The following is a 15,523-nucleotide window of genomic DNA, read 5'->3' as shown; positions in this document are numbered from 1 at the left end:
GTTTAGCCGTAGGAGGCCATGGCCTCGCCCAGGCGAATCTCGCGGCCGGGCGCCCACTCGGGATTGAACTTGAGCGGGCCTTTGGGAAACAGCATCACGACCGTGGAGCCCAGCAGAAAGCGGCCCATTTCCTCGCCCTGCTTCAGGCGAATCGCAGAGGCCAGCTCGTCGGGGTAGTTCCACTCCCGCACCACCTTGCCGCGCGGCGGGTTGACCACGCCGTGCCACACCGTGGCCATGCTGCCGACAATCGTCGCACCCACCAGCACCAGCACAAACGGACCGCGGGCCGATTCAAAAAGACACACCACGCGCTCGTTGCGCGCGAACAGGCCGGGCACGCCGCGTGCGGTGACGGGGTTGACGGAAAACAGGTCACCCGGCACGTAAATCATGCGCGCCAGGCGACCACCCGTGGGCATATGGATGCGGTGATAGTCCTTGGGACTCAGGTAGAGCGTGGCGAAATGGCCGTCCTGGTAGTGCGCCGCCAGCGCCGCATCGCCCCCCACCAGCGCGGTGGTCGAATAGCTGTGGCCCTTGGCCTGGAAGATCTGGTCTTTCTCAATCGCGCCGAACTGGCTGATCGCACCGTCTACCGGGGAAATGAGATCCGCATTTGCCAGCGGCCGTGCTTCAGGCTTGAGCGCCCGCGTGAAGAAGTCGTTGAAGGTCGGATAGCTAGCAATGTCGGAGTTGAGCGCCTCGTCCATGTTGACCTGGTACTTCGCGACAAAGCGGCGAATGATTTCGGTGGTGACCCAGCCGCGCTCACGCGAAGCCACGAAACCGGCAAAGTTGGTCAGCGCCTGTTTGGGAAACAGGTATTGGGGAATAACGGCGAATCGGTCGGACACTAGGCGGCTTCAGTAGGGAAGAAAGGGTCATTCTATCGACGCCCAAAACACCCTTCCTGTCGGCCAGCGGCTGCTCACTGTGCGGGATAACCCGCCTCAGCGAGCGCGGCCGCCACGGCCCGCCGTTCTTGCGAAGACTGCACCACGACTTTTTTGCCAGGCAAGTCCACACTGACCTGCGCGGCCGGATCCAGCGACTTGACGGCCTGGGTGACGGCGCCAACGCAATGGCCGCAGCTCATGGCGGGGATATTGAATTCCATAAAAACTCCTTAAGGTTGCTGCAGGGATTGTCTGGAGTCTGAACCTTCCCATGGGGGCAGGGTCAAGCGCGGGCCCGGCAAGCCCTGCTCCGACTCAGGGCTATTTCCCCAAGGTGCTTGACCCTCCCATGGTGGTAAGGTTGAGACTACAGGCATGAACACTACATCCACGTTAAAAACATCCATCGCGACACCAGCGCTGACTGAGTGGCAATTTCCCGTCCAGGGCATGAGCTGCGCGTCCTGCGTGGCGCGTGTGGAGCGCTCGCTGGCCAATGTCCCGGGCGTTGAGGACGTGAGCGTCAATTTCGCGACCGAACAGGCCAGCGTCAAGACGCGCAGCAACGTCGGCATGGAGACGCTGAAGGCAGCCGTCGTAAAAGCCGGCTACAGCGTAGCTACGCAATCACTGCAACTCAAGATCGAGGGCATGACCTGTGCTTCGTGCGTGTCGCGCGTCGAGAAAGCGCTCAAGCAGGTGCCGGGGGTGCAGTCGGCCAACGTTAACCTGGCGACTGAGACCGCCGAGGTCAACGTGGCGGGCAACGCCGCGATGCTGCCCGCGCTGATGGCGGCGCTGGCCAAGGCCGGCTACCAGGCGCGGGAAGTTTCTGCCGCCGGAGCGGAGCCTGTGAAAAAACCCGGTGCTGCCTGGTGGCCCATTGCGTTGGCGGCAGTCCTGTCTGCACCACTGGCGCTGCCCATGGTGGGCGCGCTGTTCGGCAAAGACTGGATGCTGAACGGCTGGCTGCAGTGGCTGCTCGCCACGCCGGTGCAGTTCTGGCTGGGTGCGCGTTTTTACCGTGCCGGCTGGAGCGCCTTGCGCGCCCGCACCGGCAATATGGATTTGCTGGTCGCCCTGGGCACCTCGGCCGCCTACGGCCTGAGCGTCTACCAGCTGTTGCGGCATGGCGACCACGGCATGGCCCATCTGTATTTCGAGGCCTCTGCCATCGTCATCACGCTGGTGCTGCTGGGTAAATGGATGGAGGCGCGCGCCAAACACCAGACGACGGCTGCCATCCGCGCACTGCAGGCGCTGCGCCCCGACACCGCACGCCGCCGCCAGGACGGAAAAGACGAGGACGTCGCGCTGCAAGACATACAGCTCGGCGACCTGGTGGTGGTGCGCCCCGGTGAACGTATCGCGGTAGACGGCGAGATCGTCGAGGGTTCCACGCAGGTGGACGAGTCGCTGATCACCGGCGAAAGCCTGCCGGTTGCCAAGCATGCGGGCGACCACGTCACAGGCGGCGCGGTCAACGCCGAGGGCCTGATCGTGGTGCGCACCACGGCCATAGGCGCGGAGTCCACGCTGGCGCGCATCGTGCGCATGGTGGAGTCGGCACAGGCCAAAAAAGCGCCGATACAGCGGCTGGTGGACCAGGTCAGCGCCGTGTTCGTGCCGGTGGTGATTGGCATTGCTTTGGTGACGCTGCTGGGCTGGGGCCTGGCCACGCAAGATTGGGAGGCCGCCATCCTCAATGCCGTCGCCGTGCTGGTGATTGCCTGCCCCTGTGCGCTGGGGCTGGCCACGCCAACCGCCATCATGGTGGGCACCGGCGCTGCCGCCCGCCAGGGCATCCTGATCAAGGACGCGGAGGCACTGGAAGTGGCCCACAGCGTCAAGGTCGTAGCCTTCGACAAGACCGGCACGCTGACTGAAGGCAAGCCTGAGCTGGTGGCGCTGGAACCCAACGTCATTTCTGCCGGTGAGTTGCTGGCCTGGTCGGCCGCCATCCAGTCGGGCAGCGAACACCCGCTGGCCCGTGCAATCACACGCCGCGCAGCAGAGCAGCAGCTTGCGATTCCGCCGGCAACAGAGTTGCGCGCCGTCGCTGGCCGCGGCATGGCCGCCGTGGTGGCCGGCCGTGAACTGCGGCTGGGAAGCCCGCGCTTCATGCAAGAGCTGGGCGTGGACCTGAACGCCTTCGCCGCACTGAACGCACGCGCCAAAGAACTCGAAGCCCAAGGCCGCACGGTGTCGTGGCTGGTCGAAGCCACCGGAACACCGCAGTTACTGGGGCTGATGGCGTTTGGCGACACACTCAAAAGCAGCGCGGCACCGGCGATTGCCCGCCTCCACGCGCTGGGCATTCAAACCGCGCTGGTCACCGGCGACAACCGCGGCAGCGCCGAAGCGGTGGCGCAGCAACTCGGAATAGGCCTCGTGCACAGCCAGGTATTGCCGCAAGACAAGGCAGCCATCCTCGGCCAGCTCAAAGCCGGCGTACAGCCTCAGAACGGGCGCGTGGCCATGGTGGGCGACGGTATCAACGATGCACCGGCCCTGGCCGCCGCCGACGTCGGCATCGCAATGTCTACCGGCACCGACGTGGCCATGCATGCGGCCGGCATCACGCTGATGCGTGGCAACCCTGCGCTGGTGGCCGACGCCGTCGACATTTCGCGCCGTACCTACGCCAAGATTCGCCAGAACCTGTTCTGGGCTTTTGTCTACAACGTGGTCGGCATCCCGCTGGCTGCGTTGGGACTGCTCAGCCCCGTCATCGCCGGCGCCGCCATGGCACTGAGCAGCGCCAGCGTGGTGATGAATGCCCTGCTGCTGCGCCGCTGGAAAGGAAGCACCCATGACTGATAGCTCTGACATTGTTAACACCGGCCCGCTCAACATCGGCCAGGCCGCTGCGCATTCCGGCGTGTCGGCCAAGATGATCCGCCACTACGAGTCGCTGGGCCTGCTGCCCACGGTGCACCGCACCGACGCGGGCTACCGCCAGTACGGCGAGAAAGAAGTGCACACACTGCGCTTCATACGCCGCGCCCGCGCGCTGGGCTTTAGCATGGCCGAAATCACCGAGCTGCTCAAGCTATGGCAAAACAAACGCCGCGCCAGCGCAGACGTCAAGCGCATCGCCCTGGCCCACATGGCCGACCTGGAGCGTCGGATTGTCGAGATGGAGGCGATGAAGCAGACCCTGGGCCATCTGGCCCACTGCTGCCAGGGCAACAGCCGGCCTGACTGCCCCATCCTGAGCGAACTGGCGGCCTGAAAACCGTTTGGGGCCCAATGAAATGTCCGATTCCGGCGAGCGACAGCGAGCCGCCGGATTTATCCTGAGGGCGTCGATGGCACTTCCATCACCCCACGGATCGCCACATGCCACCTCTTTCCAGAACGCCTTCCCTGTTGCCCGCCGACACGGACAGCTGGGCAGCCACCACCGCCGCGCTGAACCTCCACGGCAACGCCGTGCTCCCGCACCTATTGAATGCGCGGGAATGTAAAACCACGGCCGGGCTGTATGCCGACGCGCGCCATTTCCGCAGCCGCGTGGTGATGTAGCGCCACGGTTTCGGCCAGGGCGAATACCAGTACTTCAGCTACCCGCTGCCCGATATCGTCGCGCGGTTGCGCGCCACGCTCTACCCGCGTCTGGTCGGCGTCGCCAACGCCTGGAATGAGGCAATGGGCATAGACGTCCGCTATCCAGCGGCCCATGCCGATTTCCTCGCGCGCTGCCACAAGGCCGGCCAGGAGCGGCCCACGCCGCTGCTCTTGCAATATGGGGCAGGAGACTACAACTGCCTGCACCAGGACCTGTATGGCGAGCATGTGTTCCCGATCCAGGTCGCGGTGCTGCTCTCGCGTCCGGGCGAAGATTTCACGGGCGGCGAATTTGTGCTGACGGAGCAACGCCCACGCATGCAGTCGCGGCCCGAGGTGGTGCCGCTGCGGCAAGGCGATGCCGTGGTGTTTGCCGTACATCACCGGCCGGTGCAGGGCAGCCGCGGGTTTTACCGGGTCAACATGCGGCACGGCGTGAGCACGGTGCGCAGCGGGCACCGGCACACGCTGGGCATTATTTTTCATGACGCTCAATAAAGGAGAGGGTGTGACCCCGGGGCTTTTCGATGAGGCGCCGACGCCGTATGCCGCACCCGAGGCGATTGCATCGGGCGCGGTGCTGCTGCGCGGCTTTGCTCTCGATGTGGATGAAGCCTTGTTGCAAGCAATTCAAAAGGTCACCGCAACCGCGCCGCTGCGTCACCTGGTCACGCCCGGCGGCTACACCATGTCGGTCGCGATGAGCAATTGCGGCACACTCGGCTGGGTGTCTGACCGCAGTGGCTACCGGTATGACGCGAAAGACCCGCTCTCAGGCAAGCCGTGGCCCGCCATGCCGGCCTGTTTCGCCGACCTGGCGCTGCGTGCGGCCGCAGAGGCGGGCTTCGACAACTTCCACCCCGACGCCTGTCTCATCAACCGTTATGAACCCGGAGCCCGCTTGTCGCTGCACCAGGACAAGGATGAGGGCAACATGGCCGCGCCCATCGTGTCGGTGTCGCTGGGCTTGCCGGCGGTGTTTTTGTTCGGCGGCTTGAATCGCAACGACCGCCCCGCGCGATACCGTCTGGTGCACGGTGACGTGGCGGTGTGGGGCGGCCCGTCGCGGCTGGCCTATCACGGCGTGGCGCCACTGGCCGAAGGTGAGCATGCGCGCCTGGGCAGGCAGCGCATCAACTTGACGTTTCGCTGCGCGCGCTGAATTCTTCGAACGCGCTCAGGCGCGTTCGCGAAATTTTTTCAGCCAGCCCAGTCCGGCCGGCGTGGCGCCGCCTTCCGCGCCGCGCAGGGGTTTGTACTCGCAGCCGACCCAGCCGCTGTAGCCGAGTTCATCCAGCAGCGCAAAAAGATAGGGGTAGTTGAGCTCGCCCACATCCGGTTCATTGCGGCCGGGCGCACCGGCAATCTGCAGATGGCCGACGCGGCCCGTGGGCAGGTATTTGCGCAGTTTCATGGCCAGGTCGCCTTCCACGATCTGGCAATGGTAGAGGTCCATCTGCACCTTGACGTTGGCCGCGCCCACTTCGCGGATGATTTCGTGCGCATGGTCTTGCCGGTTCAAAAAGAAGCGCGGAATGTCGCGTGTGTTGATGGGCTCGATCAGCAGGTCGACACCGGCCTTGGCCGCCTGCGCGGCCGCCTCGCGCAGGTTGTTCACATAGAGGGGCTGCACCGCTTCGCGCTCCACCCCCACAGGCAACACGCCGGCCATCACGTGGATGCGCGGGCAACCCAGCGCCTGGGCGTATTCCAGCGCAATGGCAATGCCTGCGCGAAACTCAGCTTCATGGCCCGGCAGGCAGGCCGTGCCTTTTTGCGAGGAGGCCCAGGCCTTCTCAATGCTGGCCACGTCCACACCGCCCGGCGGTGCGTTGAACAGCACCAGCTGCTGGCCGTGCTGCTGCAGGATGGCTTTGAGCTCGTGCGGCGCCCAGGCATAGGGTGAAAGAATCTCCACGGCCTTGAAGCCATCACGCGCGGCCGCGGCAAAGCGTTCGGCCATGGGAAGCTCGGTGTACATCCAGCTGAGGTTGGCGGCGAATTGGGGCATGGGTTTTCAGGGGGCGGGTGTGTCGGGGCCGGGCGCGGTTTTGCATTCCCAGAATATGCGCGCGGTGCAGCGGCGGCAAATCTCCGGGTCCAGCTTGTTGAAGATGGTGGAGATGGCGGTGAATTTGTCAGGGAACTGGTGCTCTGGCCCCAGCACGCTGGTAAAACCCGTCTTGCGCCACATGCGGATCACTTCGGGGCGCGGCCGATGAAAGTACAGGTCACCGCCCATGGCGCGGCGCGCAGCCAGTTCGGCCTCCCACAACTCGGCGCCGGCCAGGTCGATGAAGTTCATGCTTTTGCCCATGACCAGCAGGTGTTTTTGTGGTTGTGGCTGGGTGCGCAGCGCATGCAGGATGTCGGCCACGTGCTGGGTCGCGCCAAAATAGACCTCGCCCTCCATGCGCAAAAGCTTGAGCTGGGGACACTCGGGCAGTACCTGGCGCGGCGCTTCTTCGGGCCCTTCTGCGGTCGGCGTTTTGGTTGTCTCCAGCCCCGCATCGGGCGAGTTGTCGATCACCACAAACTGCCGGTCCAGCCCACGGCTGTCAAAGCCCATGGTGCGCATCGCGGGCTTTGACGTGCGGTAGAGAAAAGACATGAGCGACAAGATCATGCCCAGCAAAATCGCAATCTCCAGCCGTATGGTGACGGTAGCCACCATGGTGGCGAGCGCTACGCCGAAGTCGCTGCGGCTCAGGGTAAACAGCTGACGCCAGCGGGCCATGTCCAGCAGCGCAAAGGCGACCAGCACCAGCAACGCGGCCAGCGCCGCCATAGGAATCTGCGCGAGCAGCGGGGCGCTCACGGCCACCAGCGCCAGCAACAGCAGGGCCGAGAACACCGAGGCCAGCGGCGTGCGCGCGCCGGCTTCCAGATTGGGCATGGAACGGTTCATGGAGCCACAGGAGACATAGCTCGAGAAAAACCCGCCGACGATGTTGGACAAGCCCTGGCCGCGGAACTCCCGATTGGCGTCTATACGCTGACCCGAGCGCAACGCCACCGTCTTGGCAATCGAAATCGCCTGGCCCAACGCAACGATGGTCAGCGCGAAGGCCAGGCCGATGAGGTCGGCAGCCTGCGCCCAACTGATGCGCGGCACTTCAAAACGCGGCCAGGGCACGCGAATCTGCCCCACGGTTCGCAGCGAGGCCGACGGCGCGGCGTCAGGATGAAGAAAACGGCTCCAGGCCCAGGCCAGCGCGGTGGCCACCGCCAGCCCGATCAACATATAAGGCCAGTTGCGGCGCAGCCGGCGCAACAGCAGCGCCACACCCAGCGTGATGGCCGCGACGCCCACGGCCAGCGGCTGGGCCGCGCTTAGCTGCGTGATGACATGCCCCAGAACCGCCGCCGCGCTGTGCTCGGGCGCAGCCGCCAGGCCCAGCAGGTCGGGCAATGCATGCACGGCGATCAACAATGCCGCGCCTGAAGTAAAACCGAACAGCACGGCAGGCGAAATGAAGTTGGCCAGCACGCCCAGGCGCAGTGCGCCTATCAGCCACTGCATGACGCCCACCATCACGGTCACGGCCAGCGCCAGCTGGATGTAGAGCGGGCTGAAGGCCACGGCCAGTGGCGACAGCATGGCAAATAGCGCCAGTGAATTGGCGTTAGTGGGCCCCGACATGACGTGCCGGCTGGAGCCGAAGAGCGCGGCGATGATGCAGGGAATGACCGCGGTATACAAGCCGTAGGCCGGCGGCAGGCCGGCCAGCGTCGCGAAGGCAATGCCTTGCGGCAATACCAGCACCGCACCGAGCAGCCCCGCCATCGCATCGGCCCGCACGGTGGCGGGCGACACCTCGCGCACCCAGTCGCCAAAAAGGCGCTCCAGGAGCGGAATCGATGACCGGGATGCGCTGGGGACTGAAGGTTCCATCACGAGGGCCTGAGCATACCGCGCCCGGCACTCCCGGCGGCGCGATCAGGCCAGGCCGGACAGGCGCAGCAGCAGACCGGCCAGAGCCGATGCAAAGATGACCTGGATCACACCACGCTTGTAGCGCAGCAAGGCCACCGCGGCGCCCAGCGTAATGGCCAACGAGTAAAAGTCCACCCGAGCCAGCCAGGGCCCCCCCGTATCTGCCCGCAGGGCGATGTGCGCGAGAAAAAACAAGGCCAGGCTGGCGATCACACCGACCACGGCCGCCGTGATGGCCGTGAGCGGCGCGGTGAAATGCAGCTTGCCGTGCGTGGATTCCACCAGCGGCCCGCCAGCCAGTATGAACAGGAAGGAAGGCAAAAAGGTAAACCAGGTCACCACCGTGGCTGCCAGCGCCGCACCCAGAAACAGCATGTCCGGCCCCAGCACCTGCTTGGCCCAACCGCCCATAAAACCGACAAACGCCACCACCATGATCAACGGACCGGGCGTGGTTTCGCCCAGTGCCAGGCCATCAATCATCTGCGGACCGGTCAGCCAATGGAATTGCTCCACCGCGCCCTGATAGACATAGGGCAGCACCGCATAGGCGCCGCCGAAAGTGAGCAAGGCCGCCTTGGTGAAGAACCAGCCCATTTGCGTGAGCGTGGCATCCCAGCCCCTGGTAACCAGCAAGGCGCCCATGGGCAGCAGCCACAGCGCGGCACCTACCCCCAGCACGGCGGCCAGGCGCGAAGTTTTGAAGCGGGCATGCGCCGGTGTTGGCGTATCGTCGTCAATCAGTGCGGGCCCATAACCCTTTTGTGCAGCGCCGTGCCCGGCGCCGCCGGAAAACTGAGCCGGCGAGAAGCGGGACCCCAGCCACCCTACCGCCGCAGCGCCCAGCACGATCAATGGAAACGGCACATTCAACGCATAGATTGCTATAAAACTGATAGCTGCTATCGCCCATAAGACGGGGGCTTGAGAGGGTTTTCTTAATGAACGTGAACCGATGCGATGCACCGCCTGCAGAACGATGGCGGCAACCGCCGGCTTGATGCCGTAGAACAGGCCGGCGACGAAGGGCACGTCACCAAACGCCACGTAGATCCAGCTCAGCGCGATCAATATGAACAGCGAAGGCAGCACAAACAGCGCGCCCGCGACGATGCCGCCCCAGGTGCGGTGCATCAACCAGCCGATGTAGGTAGCCAGTTGCTGCGCCTCCGGGCCGGGCAGCAGCATGCAGTAATTGAGCGCATGCAAAAAGCGCCGCTCGCTGATCCAGCGCTTTTGCTCGACCAGTTCGCGGTGCATGATGGCAATCTGCCCGGCCGGCCCGCCAAAGCTGATGAAGCCAAGCTTGAGCCAGAACCTGAAAGCATCGGCAAAAGACACCGCCGCAGGCCGCTCGTGCGGCAAGGGAAGGGATGAAGGCAAGGCAGTGGTCACTTGGTGGCTCCGGTCATGGTTTCTGGCTTCCAGCTGTGTGGCTCGCCCTGCGCTTGGCGGCACCACGCATAGAGCGCGTCGTAAAGCGGCATGGCCGCTTCCAGCATGGCGTGATCATCATCCGCATGCAGGCGCGACAGGCCAAGCGAGAACGCCAGGAGGCCGGCCGATTGCGGCGCGAGTTCGAGGCGATCGGTGTCGGCGCCGCGCACGATGCGGGCCAGCACGTCCAGTGCGGGATCGTTCAGCCCAAAGGCCTTGAGCAAGGTATCAAAGCTGCAGAGTTCGCCTTCGTGCGAGATCGGCGCACCGGGGATGTCGTAGGCCACTGCGCCCAGGCGCTTCGCTTCATCCAGCACTTGCGGAGTCGGCACGTAGAAAAATTCCGCCCGCGTATCGATGAAACGGCGTACCAGCCAGGGGCAGGCGATGCGGTCGATCTTGGGCCGCTCCCGCGTGATCCAGCGTGAGGCTTGCTCGCCAGTGACGCCCCAATCGGGCCGCTTGACCAGCGTGGGTGAGCGTTGAGCACGCCATTGGGCGATGTCTTGCGGCGTATCGACACCGTCTTCACCGCCTTCGATACCGCCGGCCAGTGCGCGGGCATTCCAGCCTGCGGCTCGCAGCGCGGTCACCGCATCCGCGCTGACGTTGTGCCCATAGACGCAATACACCACGACTTCGCGTGGCGGCTGTGACGCGGCAAAGGCCACCACGTCTTCCGGTGCGCAGCGCTGGGCAGCTGCAATCAGATGGGGGCTTTCAAGGAACTTGCCTTTGCGCCGCACATCGAGCAACAAAGGCGCGTCCGCGCGGCCCATGCGGGCTGCGAGTTCTTGAGGGGAAATTGAGGGAACGGAAAGGATAGAGGTGTCCACGGAATACTCCAATGAGTTGCCAGCGCTTGGACGGGACACCGTCTATCTGTGAAGATTCGGGAGGCTGAAATCCCGATAGGCGAATACTAGCACCATTAACTGCGGGTTCTAACCCCGCTGGAACTTGAAGACCGCCCGGCTCGCACGGGCATTCGGCCAGAAGCGGACTTCGCGGCCATCCTGCAAGCCGAAGGAATCCAGGATCTGCAACTGGTTTTGCAGCGCCAACGCTTCAAAGTCCTGCAGCGTGCCGACGCGGATATTGGGCGTGTCATACCACTGGTAAGGCAGCACCTTGGTCACCGGCATGCGGCCTCGCGCGACGGCCAGGCGGTTCGGCCAATGGCCGAAGTTGGGAAACACCACGATGCCGGCGCGGCCCACGCGCGCGGTTTCGCGCAGCATGGTTTCGGCGTTGTGCAGGTGCTGAAGGGTGTCGATCTGCAGCACCACGTCAAACGACCGGTCGCCAAATAACGCCAGGCCGGCTTCGAGGTTGAGCTGGATCACGTTGACACCGCGGGCCACACAGGCCTGCACGTTGGCGTCGTTGATCTCGACACCATAGCCTGAGCATCCGCGCTCGCGAATCAGGTAATCCAGCAGCTCGCCGGTGCCGCATCCCAGGTCGAGCACGCGGGAGCCGTGCGGCACCAGCCGGGCGATGGACAGCAAGTCGGGCGAGGGCGGCACGTTGAGTTCGACGGGAATATTCATACAGCCACCTTGCTCTGGAAGTAAGAGCGCACCACACCGAGGTAGCGGTCATCCTCCAGCAAGAACGCATCATGGCCATGCGGCGCGTCGATTTCGGCGTAGCTCACGTCGCGCTGGTTGTCGAGCAGGGCTTTAACGATTTCGCGGCTGCGCGCCGGCGAGAAGCGCCAGTCGGTCGTGAAGCTCACCAGCAGGAACTTGGCTGACACATGTGCCAGCGCTTTGGTGAGGCTGCCGCCGTAGGTCCGGGCCGGATCGAAGTAGTCGAGCGCGCGAGTGATCAAGAGGTAGGTATTGGCGTCAAAGTACTCGCTGAACTTGTCGCCCTGGTAGCGCAGATAGCTTTCGATTTCAAACTCGATGTCTTGCGTCGTGTATTTGTAGGGGGCGTCGGCTTTCACAGTTTCAGCCACGGCCTGCCGCAGCTGACGGCCGAATTTTTCATTCATCACGTCGTCGCTCAGGTAGGTGATGTGGCCGATCATGCGGGCGATGCGCAAGCCGCGTTTGGGCAGCACGCCGTGGCGGTAGAAATGGCCGCCGTGGAAATCCGGGTCCGTCACGATGGCGCGCCGTGCCACTTCGTTGAAGGCGATGTTTTCGGCAGTGAGATTGGGCGCGCTGGCCACCACCACGGCATGGCGCACGCGCTCGGGGTATTGCAGCGTCCAGGCCAGGGCCTGCATGCCGCCCAGGCTGCCGCCCATCACGGCGGCCAGCGTTTGAATGCCCAGGCGATCAAGCAGGAGGGCTTGCGCACTGACCCAGTCCTGCACGGTGACGACGGGGAAGTCGGCGCCGTAAAGCTCTTGTGTGTCGGGGTTGGGCTGCATCGGGCCAGTAGAGCCGAAGCAGGAGCCCAGGTTGTTGACGCCGATCACAAAGAAGCGGTCGGTGTCCACCGGCTTGCCGGGGCCGATCATGGTGTCCCACCAGCCTTCGGATTTCTCGATCGGTTGGCCTTGCGCATCGAGGTAAACGCCCGCCACATGGTGCGAGGCATTGAGCGCGTGGCAGATCAGAACGGCGTTGGATTTGTCGGCGTTGAGCTCGCCGTAGGTTTCATAGCTCAGGTCGTAGGCGCGTATCGACGCGCCGCTCTGCAAAGGCAGTGCCTCTACAAAATGCATGCTGAGCGGGGTGGCAATAAGTGTCAAAAAATCACCTGCAGAAAACAAAAAAACCCGGCATCGCTAAAGCGAGTCCGGGTCGTTTGGAGTTCGTCTTTAGCTGTACTTTTTAAGCGCCCGCAAGCTGAGCAAATCGGCGCTGAACAAAGTATACCCCCACGGTCGCTCACTGCGTGTAGCTCCCTGCCCCCCGAGGGGGCCGCCCGCCTGCGGCCCGGCAAAGCCGGTTCCGCGGCTCATGCTGGGTTTAAGAGTTCATTGAGCGCGAATGGGGTGGCTTCATATAAGCAATGCCGCCAATCCCATCCCCGCAAAGATCAGCGCCGAAACGATATGCACGATGCGCAGCGGCACAAGCCGCGTGACGCGCTCGCCCAACCAGACCACCGGCGCATTGGCCAGCATCATGCCAAGCGTGGTGCCGGCCACCACGCCCACGATGGCGTCGTAGCGTGCAGCCAGCATCACAGTGGCGATCTGCGTTTTGTCGCCCATCTCGGCGAGAAAGAATACGATGACGGTGGTGAGGAACACGCCGTAGCGCGGCGGCTTTTCTTCCTCTTGTGCATCGAGCTTGTCGGGCACCAGCATCCAGGCGGCCATGGCCAGGAATGAGGCGCCGAGAATCCAGCGCAGCATTTGCGGACTGGTCACGGTCGTCACCCAGGCGCCGGCGGCGCCGGCCAGGGCGTGGTTGACCAAGGTCGCGACGAGGATGCCGGCGACGATGGGCCAGGGCTTTTTAAAGCGGGCGGAGAGGATCAGGGCGAGGAGTTGCGTCTTGTCGCCCATTTCGGCGAGGGCGACGATGCCCGTGGAGACGAGGAAAGCTTCCATTCAAAAAAGACTCCGGCCGAAAACCCATGACTGCACGGCATCCCCGGCCTGAAGCGGAGGCTGTGCAGTCAAAGGTCTCGCGTGATCCGAAGACCGCTTGCGCCATGTCCAGAAGAACGGGTTCCAAGGACAAGTCTGTTGACGCAAGCCCCTTTCAGGATTGAAAGGCTGGCTACTCCCCAATGACAGCCCGCATTATATCGTTAGCCCCCGAAGCTTCCTTCCCCGGCCAGAGCGACGCCGCCACCCCGCCTTCCAACGCGTTTTTGCACGTTTGTGGCGCATTTCTTGCTTGTATTTGGTGCGATTCTCAGAATCGACCCAATAACGCACCAATACATCACATTTCATCTGAAGAGGGACTTATGGAAGCACTAAAACAGGGCTCTGACGCCTTGTTCATCCTGCTGGGCGGCATCATGGTGCTGGCCATGCATGCCGGTTTTGCCTTTCTGGAACTGGGCACCGTTCGCAAAAAGAACCAGGTCAATGCCCTGGTCAAGATCCTGGTGGACTTCTCGGTGTCTACCGTGGTGTATTTCATGGTGGGTTATGGCGTGGCCTACGGAACCCATTTCTTCGTCGGGGCCGAACAGCTGGCCGCCAAAAACGGCTATGAGCTGGTGAAGTTCTTCTTTTTGCTGACTTTTGCAGCGGCGATCCCGGCGATTATTTCGGGCGGCATCGCGGAGCGGGCGCGCTTTTACCCGCAGCTCATCGCCACCGCCGTCATCGTGGGCTTCGTGTACCCCTTCTTCGAGGGCATTGTCTGGAACCAGCACTTCGGCGTGCAGGCCTGGATCAAATCGCTGACGGGCGCGGAGTTTCACGATTTCGCGGGCTCCATCGTGGTTCACGCTGTGGGCGGCTGGCTAGCCTTGCCGGCGGTGATTTTGCTGGGCGCGCGCAGCAACCGCTACCGCAAGGACGGCGCCGTGTCGGCCCATCCGCCTTCAAACATTCCCTTCCTGGCGCTGGGCGCCTGGATTCTCACCGTCGGCTGGTTCGGCTTTAACGTGATGAGCGCGCAGACCATCGACAAGATCTCCGGGCTGGTGGCCGTCAATTCGCTGATGGCCATGGTGGGCGGCACATTGGCGGCGCTGGCGTTTGGCAAAAACGACCCCGGCTTTGTGCACAACGGCCCGCTGGCCGGACTGGTGGCGGTGTGCGCGGGCTCCGACCTGATGCATCCGCTGGGCGCGCTCGTGACGGGCGGCGTGGCGGGCGGCGTGTTCGTTGTGATGTTCACGCTCACGCAAAACAAATGGAAGATCGATGACGTGCTGGGCGTCTGGCCGCTGCACGGCCTGTGCGGCGCCTGGGGCGGCATTGCGGCCGGCATCTTCGGCAGCCAGGCGTTCGGCGGCTTGGGCGGCGTGAGTTTTGGCGCGCAGCTGATCGGCAGCGCGATGGGTGTGGTCTGGGCGTTGCTGGCGGGCTTTGCCGTCTACGGCATCCTCAGGGCCACCATGGGCCTGCGGCTCAGCCAGGAAGAAGAATTCGAGGGCGCCGACCTGTCTATCCACCGCATAGGCGCCACGCCAGACCGCGAAGTCAACTGGTAAGAACGTCCCCGGCCAGCAGATTGCTACCAAATTAGTAGCTACAAATCCATATACTGTTTGGGCTAGAGCCCTATTTTGTTATCAATGCCGAGTGAATACGAGGCGCGGCCCAGCGATCCAGCGACCACGGTCCCAAGCCATAAATGGCCAGCCCCGCCAGCAGTGAGCCCCAGAACACATGTTGCTGCAAGGCGGCCGGAGCAATTTCGCTGAGTGAAATCACCGCCACAGCGTTCACCACAAACAAGCCCAGAGGCGAGAAGCGGCCTCCCAGGCCCAACACGAGCAGCACTGGCAAGGCGATCTCCCCGGCCGTGCCCATCGCCGCCGCCAGGGCTGGTGGCAACAAGGGGACTTTGTACTCGTCCGTGAACAGGGCCACGGTGATCTCCCAGTCCCGCAGCTTGGTCAGGCCTGAGAGAAAGAAGACTTGCGCGATGTACAGCCGCGCCAACAAAGCCGCAAGCGGCTGAAGCGAATCCAGCGAGCGCGTCAGCAGGCGCCAAAGGTCCAGGCCGCGCTGCAAAACGCCTGCCCGGCTTACATGCGCGGTGTGAATGGTGTTCATGGATATTCCCCGGGGGTTGTGATG

At 63.7% G+C, this 15,523-nt stretch carries 14 protein-coding genes, 1 pseudogene and 1 riboswitch; of the genes and pseudogenes, 5 read left to right on the top strand and 10 right to left on the bottom strand.

Annotated elements, in window-relative coordinates:
- Window positions 1-2: 2 nt before the first annotated feature.
- Together asd and ACQ4MS_RS09515 are read right to left on the bottom strand one after the other, a co-directional pair.
- Window positions 3-857: an archaetidylserine decarboxylase gene (asd, locus tag ACQ4MS_RS09520; protein ID WP_431099217.1), complete on the bottom strand. Its 855-nt coding sequence runs from the start codon at window positions 855-857 to the stop codon at window positions 3-5.
- Window positions 858-931: 74 nt separating this feature from the next.
- Window positions 932-1,120 (bottom strand): heavy-metal-associated domain-containing protein, encoded by a 189-nt coding sequence (locus ACQ4MS_RS09515; RefSeq protein ID WP_431099216.1) that lies wholly within the window; start codon window positions 1,118-1,120, stop codon window positions 932-934.
- Window positions 1,121-1,274: 154 nt separating this feature from the next.
- On the opposite strand from ACQ4MS_RS09515, the gene ACQ4MS_RS09510 reads away from it, so the two are divergent.
- The 4 genes and pseudogenes from ACQ4MS_RS09510 (at window position 1,275) to alkB (ending at window position 5,631) form a co-directional block, all read left to right on the top strand.
- On the top strand, window positions 1,275-3,719 hold the full coding sequence (locus ACQ4MS_RS09510; RefSeq protein WP_431099215.1) for a heavy metal translocating P-type ATPase: 2,445 nt from the start codon (window positions 1,275-1,277) through the stop codon (window positions 3,717-3,719).
- Window positions 3,712-4,134 carry a Cu(I)-responsive transcriptional regulator gene (gene cueR, locus ACQ4MS_RS09505; RefSeq protein ID WP_431099214.1) on the top strand — a complete coding sequence of 141 codons (423 nt, stop codon included), beginning with the start codon at window positions 3,712-3,714 and terminating at the stop codon, window positions 4,132-4,134. The genes ACQ4MS_RS09510 and cueR overlap by 8 nt, the downstream gene beginning before the upstream one ends.
- Before the next feature lie 107 nt (window positions 4,135-4,241).
- Window positions 4,242-4,967, top strand: a pseudogene (locus ACQ4MS_RS09500) (2OG-Fe(II) oxygenase).
- A gap of 10 nt (window positions 4,968-4,977) precedes the next feature.
- Complete coding sequence (gene alkB / locus ACQ4MS_RS09495) at window positions 4,978-5,631, top strand: DNA oxidative demethylase AlkB (RefSeq protein WP_431099564.1); 654 nt, start codon at window positions 4,978-4,980, stop codon at window positions 5,629-5,631.
- A gap of 15 nt (window positions 5,632-5,646) precedes the next feature.
- On the opposite strand, the gene otnI is transcribed toward alkB, so the two are convergent.
- The 7 genes from otnI to ACQ4MS_RS09460 all read right to left on the bottom strand — a co-directional run bounded on the left by otnI (window position 5,647) and on the right by ACQ4MS_RS09460 (window position 13,363).
- Window positions 5,647-6,480, bottom strand: a complete 834-nt coding sequence (gene otnI, locus ACQ4MS_RS09490) for a 2-oxo-tetronate isomerase (protein ID WP_431099213.1) — start codon at window positions 6,478-6,480, stop codon at window positions 5,647-5,649.
- A gap of 6 nt (window positions 6,481-6,486) precedes the next feature.
- The gene (locus ACQ4MS_RS09485; protein ID WP_431099212.1) at window positions 6,487-8,364 is read right to left on the bottom strand and encodes a SulP family inorganic anion transporter; all 1,878 of its coding nucleotides are present in this window, start codon (window positions 8,362-8,364) and stop codon (window positions 6,487-6,489) included.
- A gap of 45 nt (window positions 8,365-8,409) precedes the next feature.
- Window positions 8,410-9,801 carry a chromate efflux transporter gene (gene chrA, locus ACQ4MS_RS09480; RefSeq protein ID WP_431099210.1) on the bottom strand — a complete coding sequence of 464 codons (1,392 nt, stop codon included), beginning with the start codon at window positions 9,799-9,801 and terminating at the stop codon, window positions 8,410-8,412.
- Complete coding sequence (locus ACQ4MS_RS09475; RefSeq protein WP_431099208.1) at window positions 9,798-10,679, bottom strand: chromate resistance protein ChrB domain-containing protein; 882 nt, start codon at window positions 10,677-10,679, stop codon at window positions 9,798-9,800. Before ACQ4MS_RS09475 ends, chrA begins: the two co-directional genes overlap by 4 nt.
- 108 nt (window positions 10,680-10,787) lie before the next feature.
- The gene (gene metW, locus ACQ4MS_RS09470) at window positions 10,788-11,396 is read right to left on the bottom strand and encodes a methionine biosynthesis protein MetW (protein ID WP_431099207.1); all 609 of its coding nucleotides are present in this window, start codon (window positions 11,394-11,396) and stop codon (window positions 10,788-10,790) included.
- The gene (metX, locus tag ACQ4MS_RS09465) at window positions 11,393-12,553 is read right to left on the bottom strand and encodes a homoserine O-succinyltransferase MetX (protein WP_431099206.1); all 1,161 of its coding nucleotides are present in this window, start codon (window positions 12,551-12,553) and stop codon (window positions 11,393-11,395) included. Before metX ends, metW begins: the two co-directional genes overlap by 4 nt.
- A gap of 252 nt (window positions 12,554-12,805) precedes the next feature.
- Window positions 12,806-13,363: a TMEM165/GDT1 family protein gene (locus tag ACQ4MS_RS09460; protein ID WP_431099205.1), complete on the bottom strand. Its 558-nt coding sequence runs from the start codon at window positions 13,361-13,363 to the stop codon at window positions 12,806-12,808.
- Window positions 13,364-13,369: 6 nt separating this feature from the next.
- Window positions 13,370-13,556, bottom strand: a riboswitch (yybP-ykoY riboswitch).
- Window positions 13,557-13,728: 172 nt separating this feature from the next.
- Between ACQ4MS_RS09460 and ACQ4MS_RS09455 the strand changes: the two genes are divergently transcribed.
- Window positions 13,729-14,931 (top strand): ammonium transporter, encoded by a 1,203-nt coding sequence (locus ACQ4MS_RS09455; RefSeq protein WP_431099204.1) that lies wholly within the window; start codon window positions 13,729-13,731, stop codon window positions 14,929-14,931.
- Between the two features lie 70 nt (window positions 14,932-15,001).
- Here the strand turns inward: ACQ4MS_RS09455 and ACQ4MS_RS09450 are convergent, their stop codons facing one another.
- On the bottom strand, window positions 15,002-15,499 hold the full coding sequence (locus ACQ4MS_RS09450; protein WP_431099203.1) for a DoxX family protein: 498 nt from the start codon (window positions 15,497-15,499) through the stop codon (window positions 15,002-15,004).
- Between the last annotated feature and the right edge of the window lie 24 nt (window positions 15,500-15,523).

The organism is Polaromonas aquatica, from assembly GCF_050626995.1.
In the GTDB taxonomy this organism is placed as follows: Bacteria; Pseudomonadota; Gammaproteobacteria; order Burkholderiales; family Burkholderiaceae_C; genus Polaromonas; species Polaromonas aquatica_A.
This window is presented reverse-complemented; position numbering and strand designations above follow the sequence as displayed.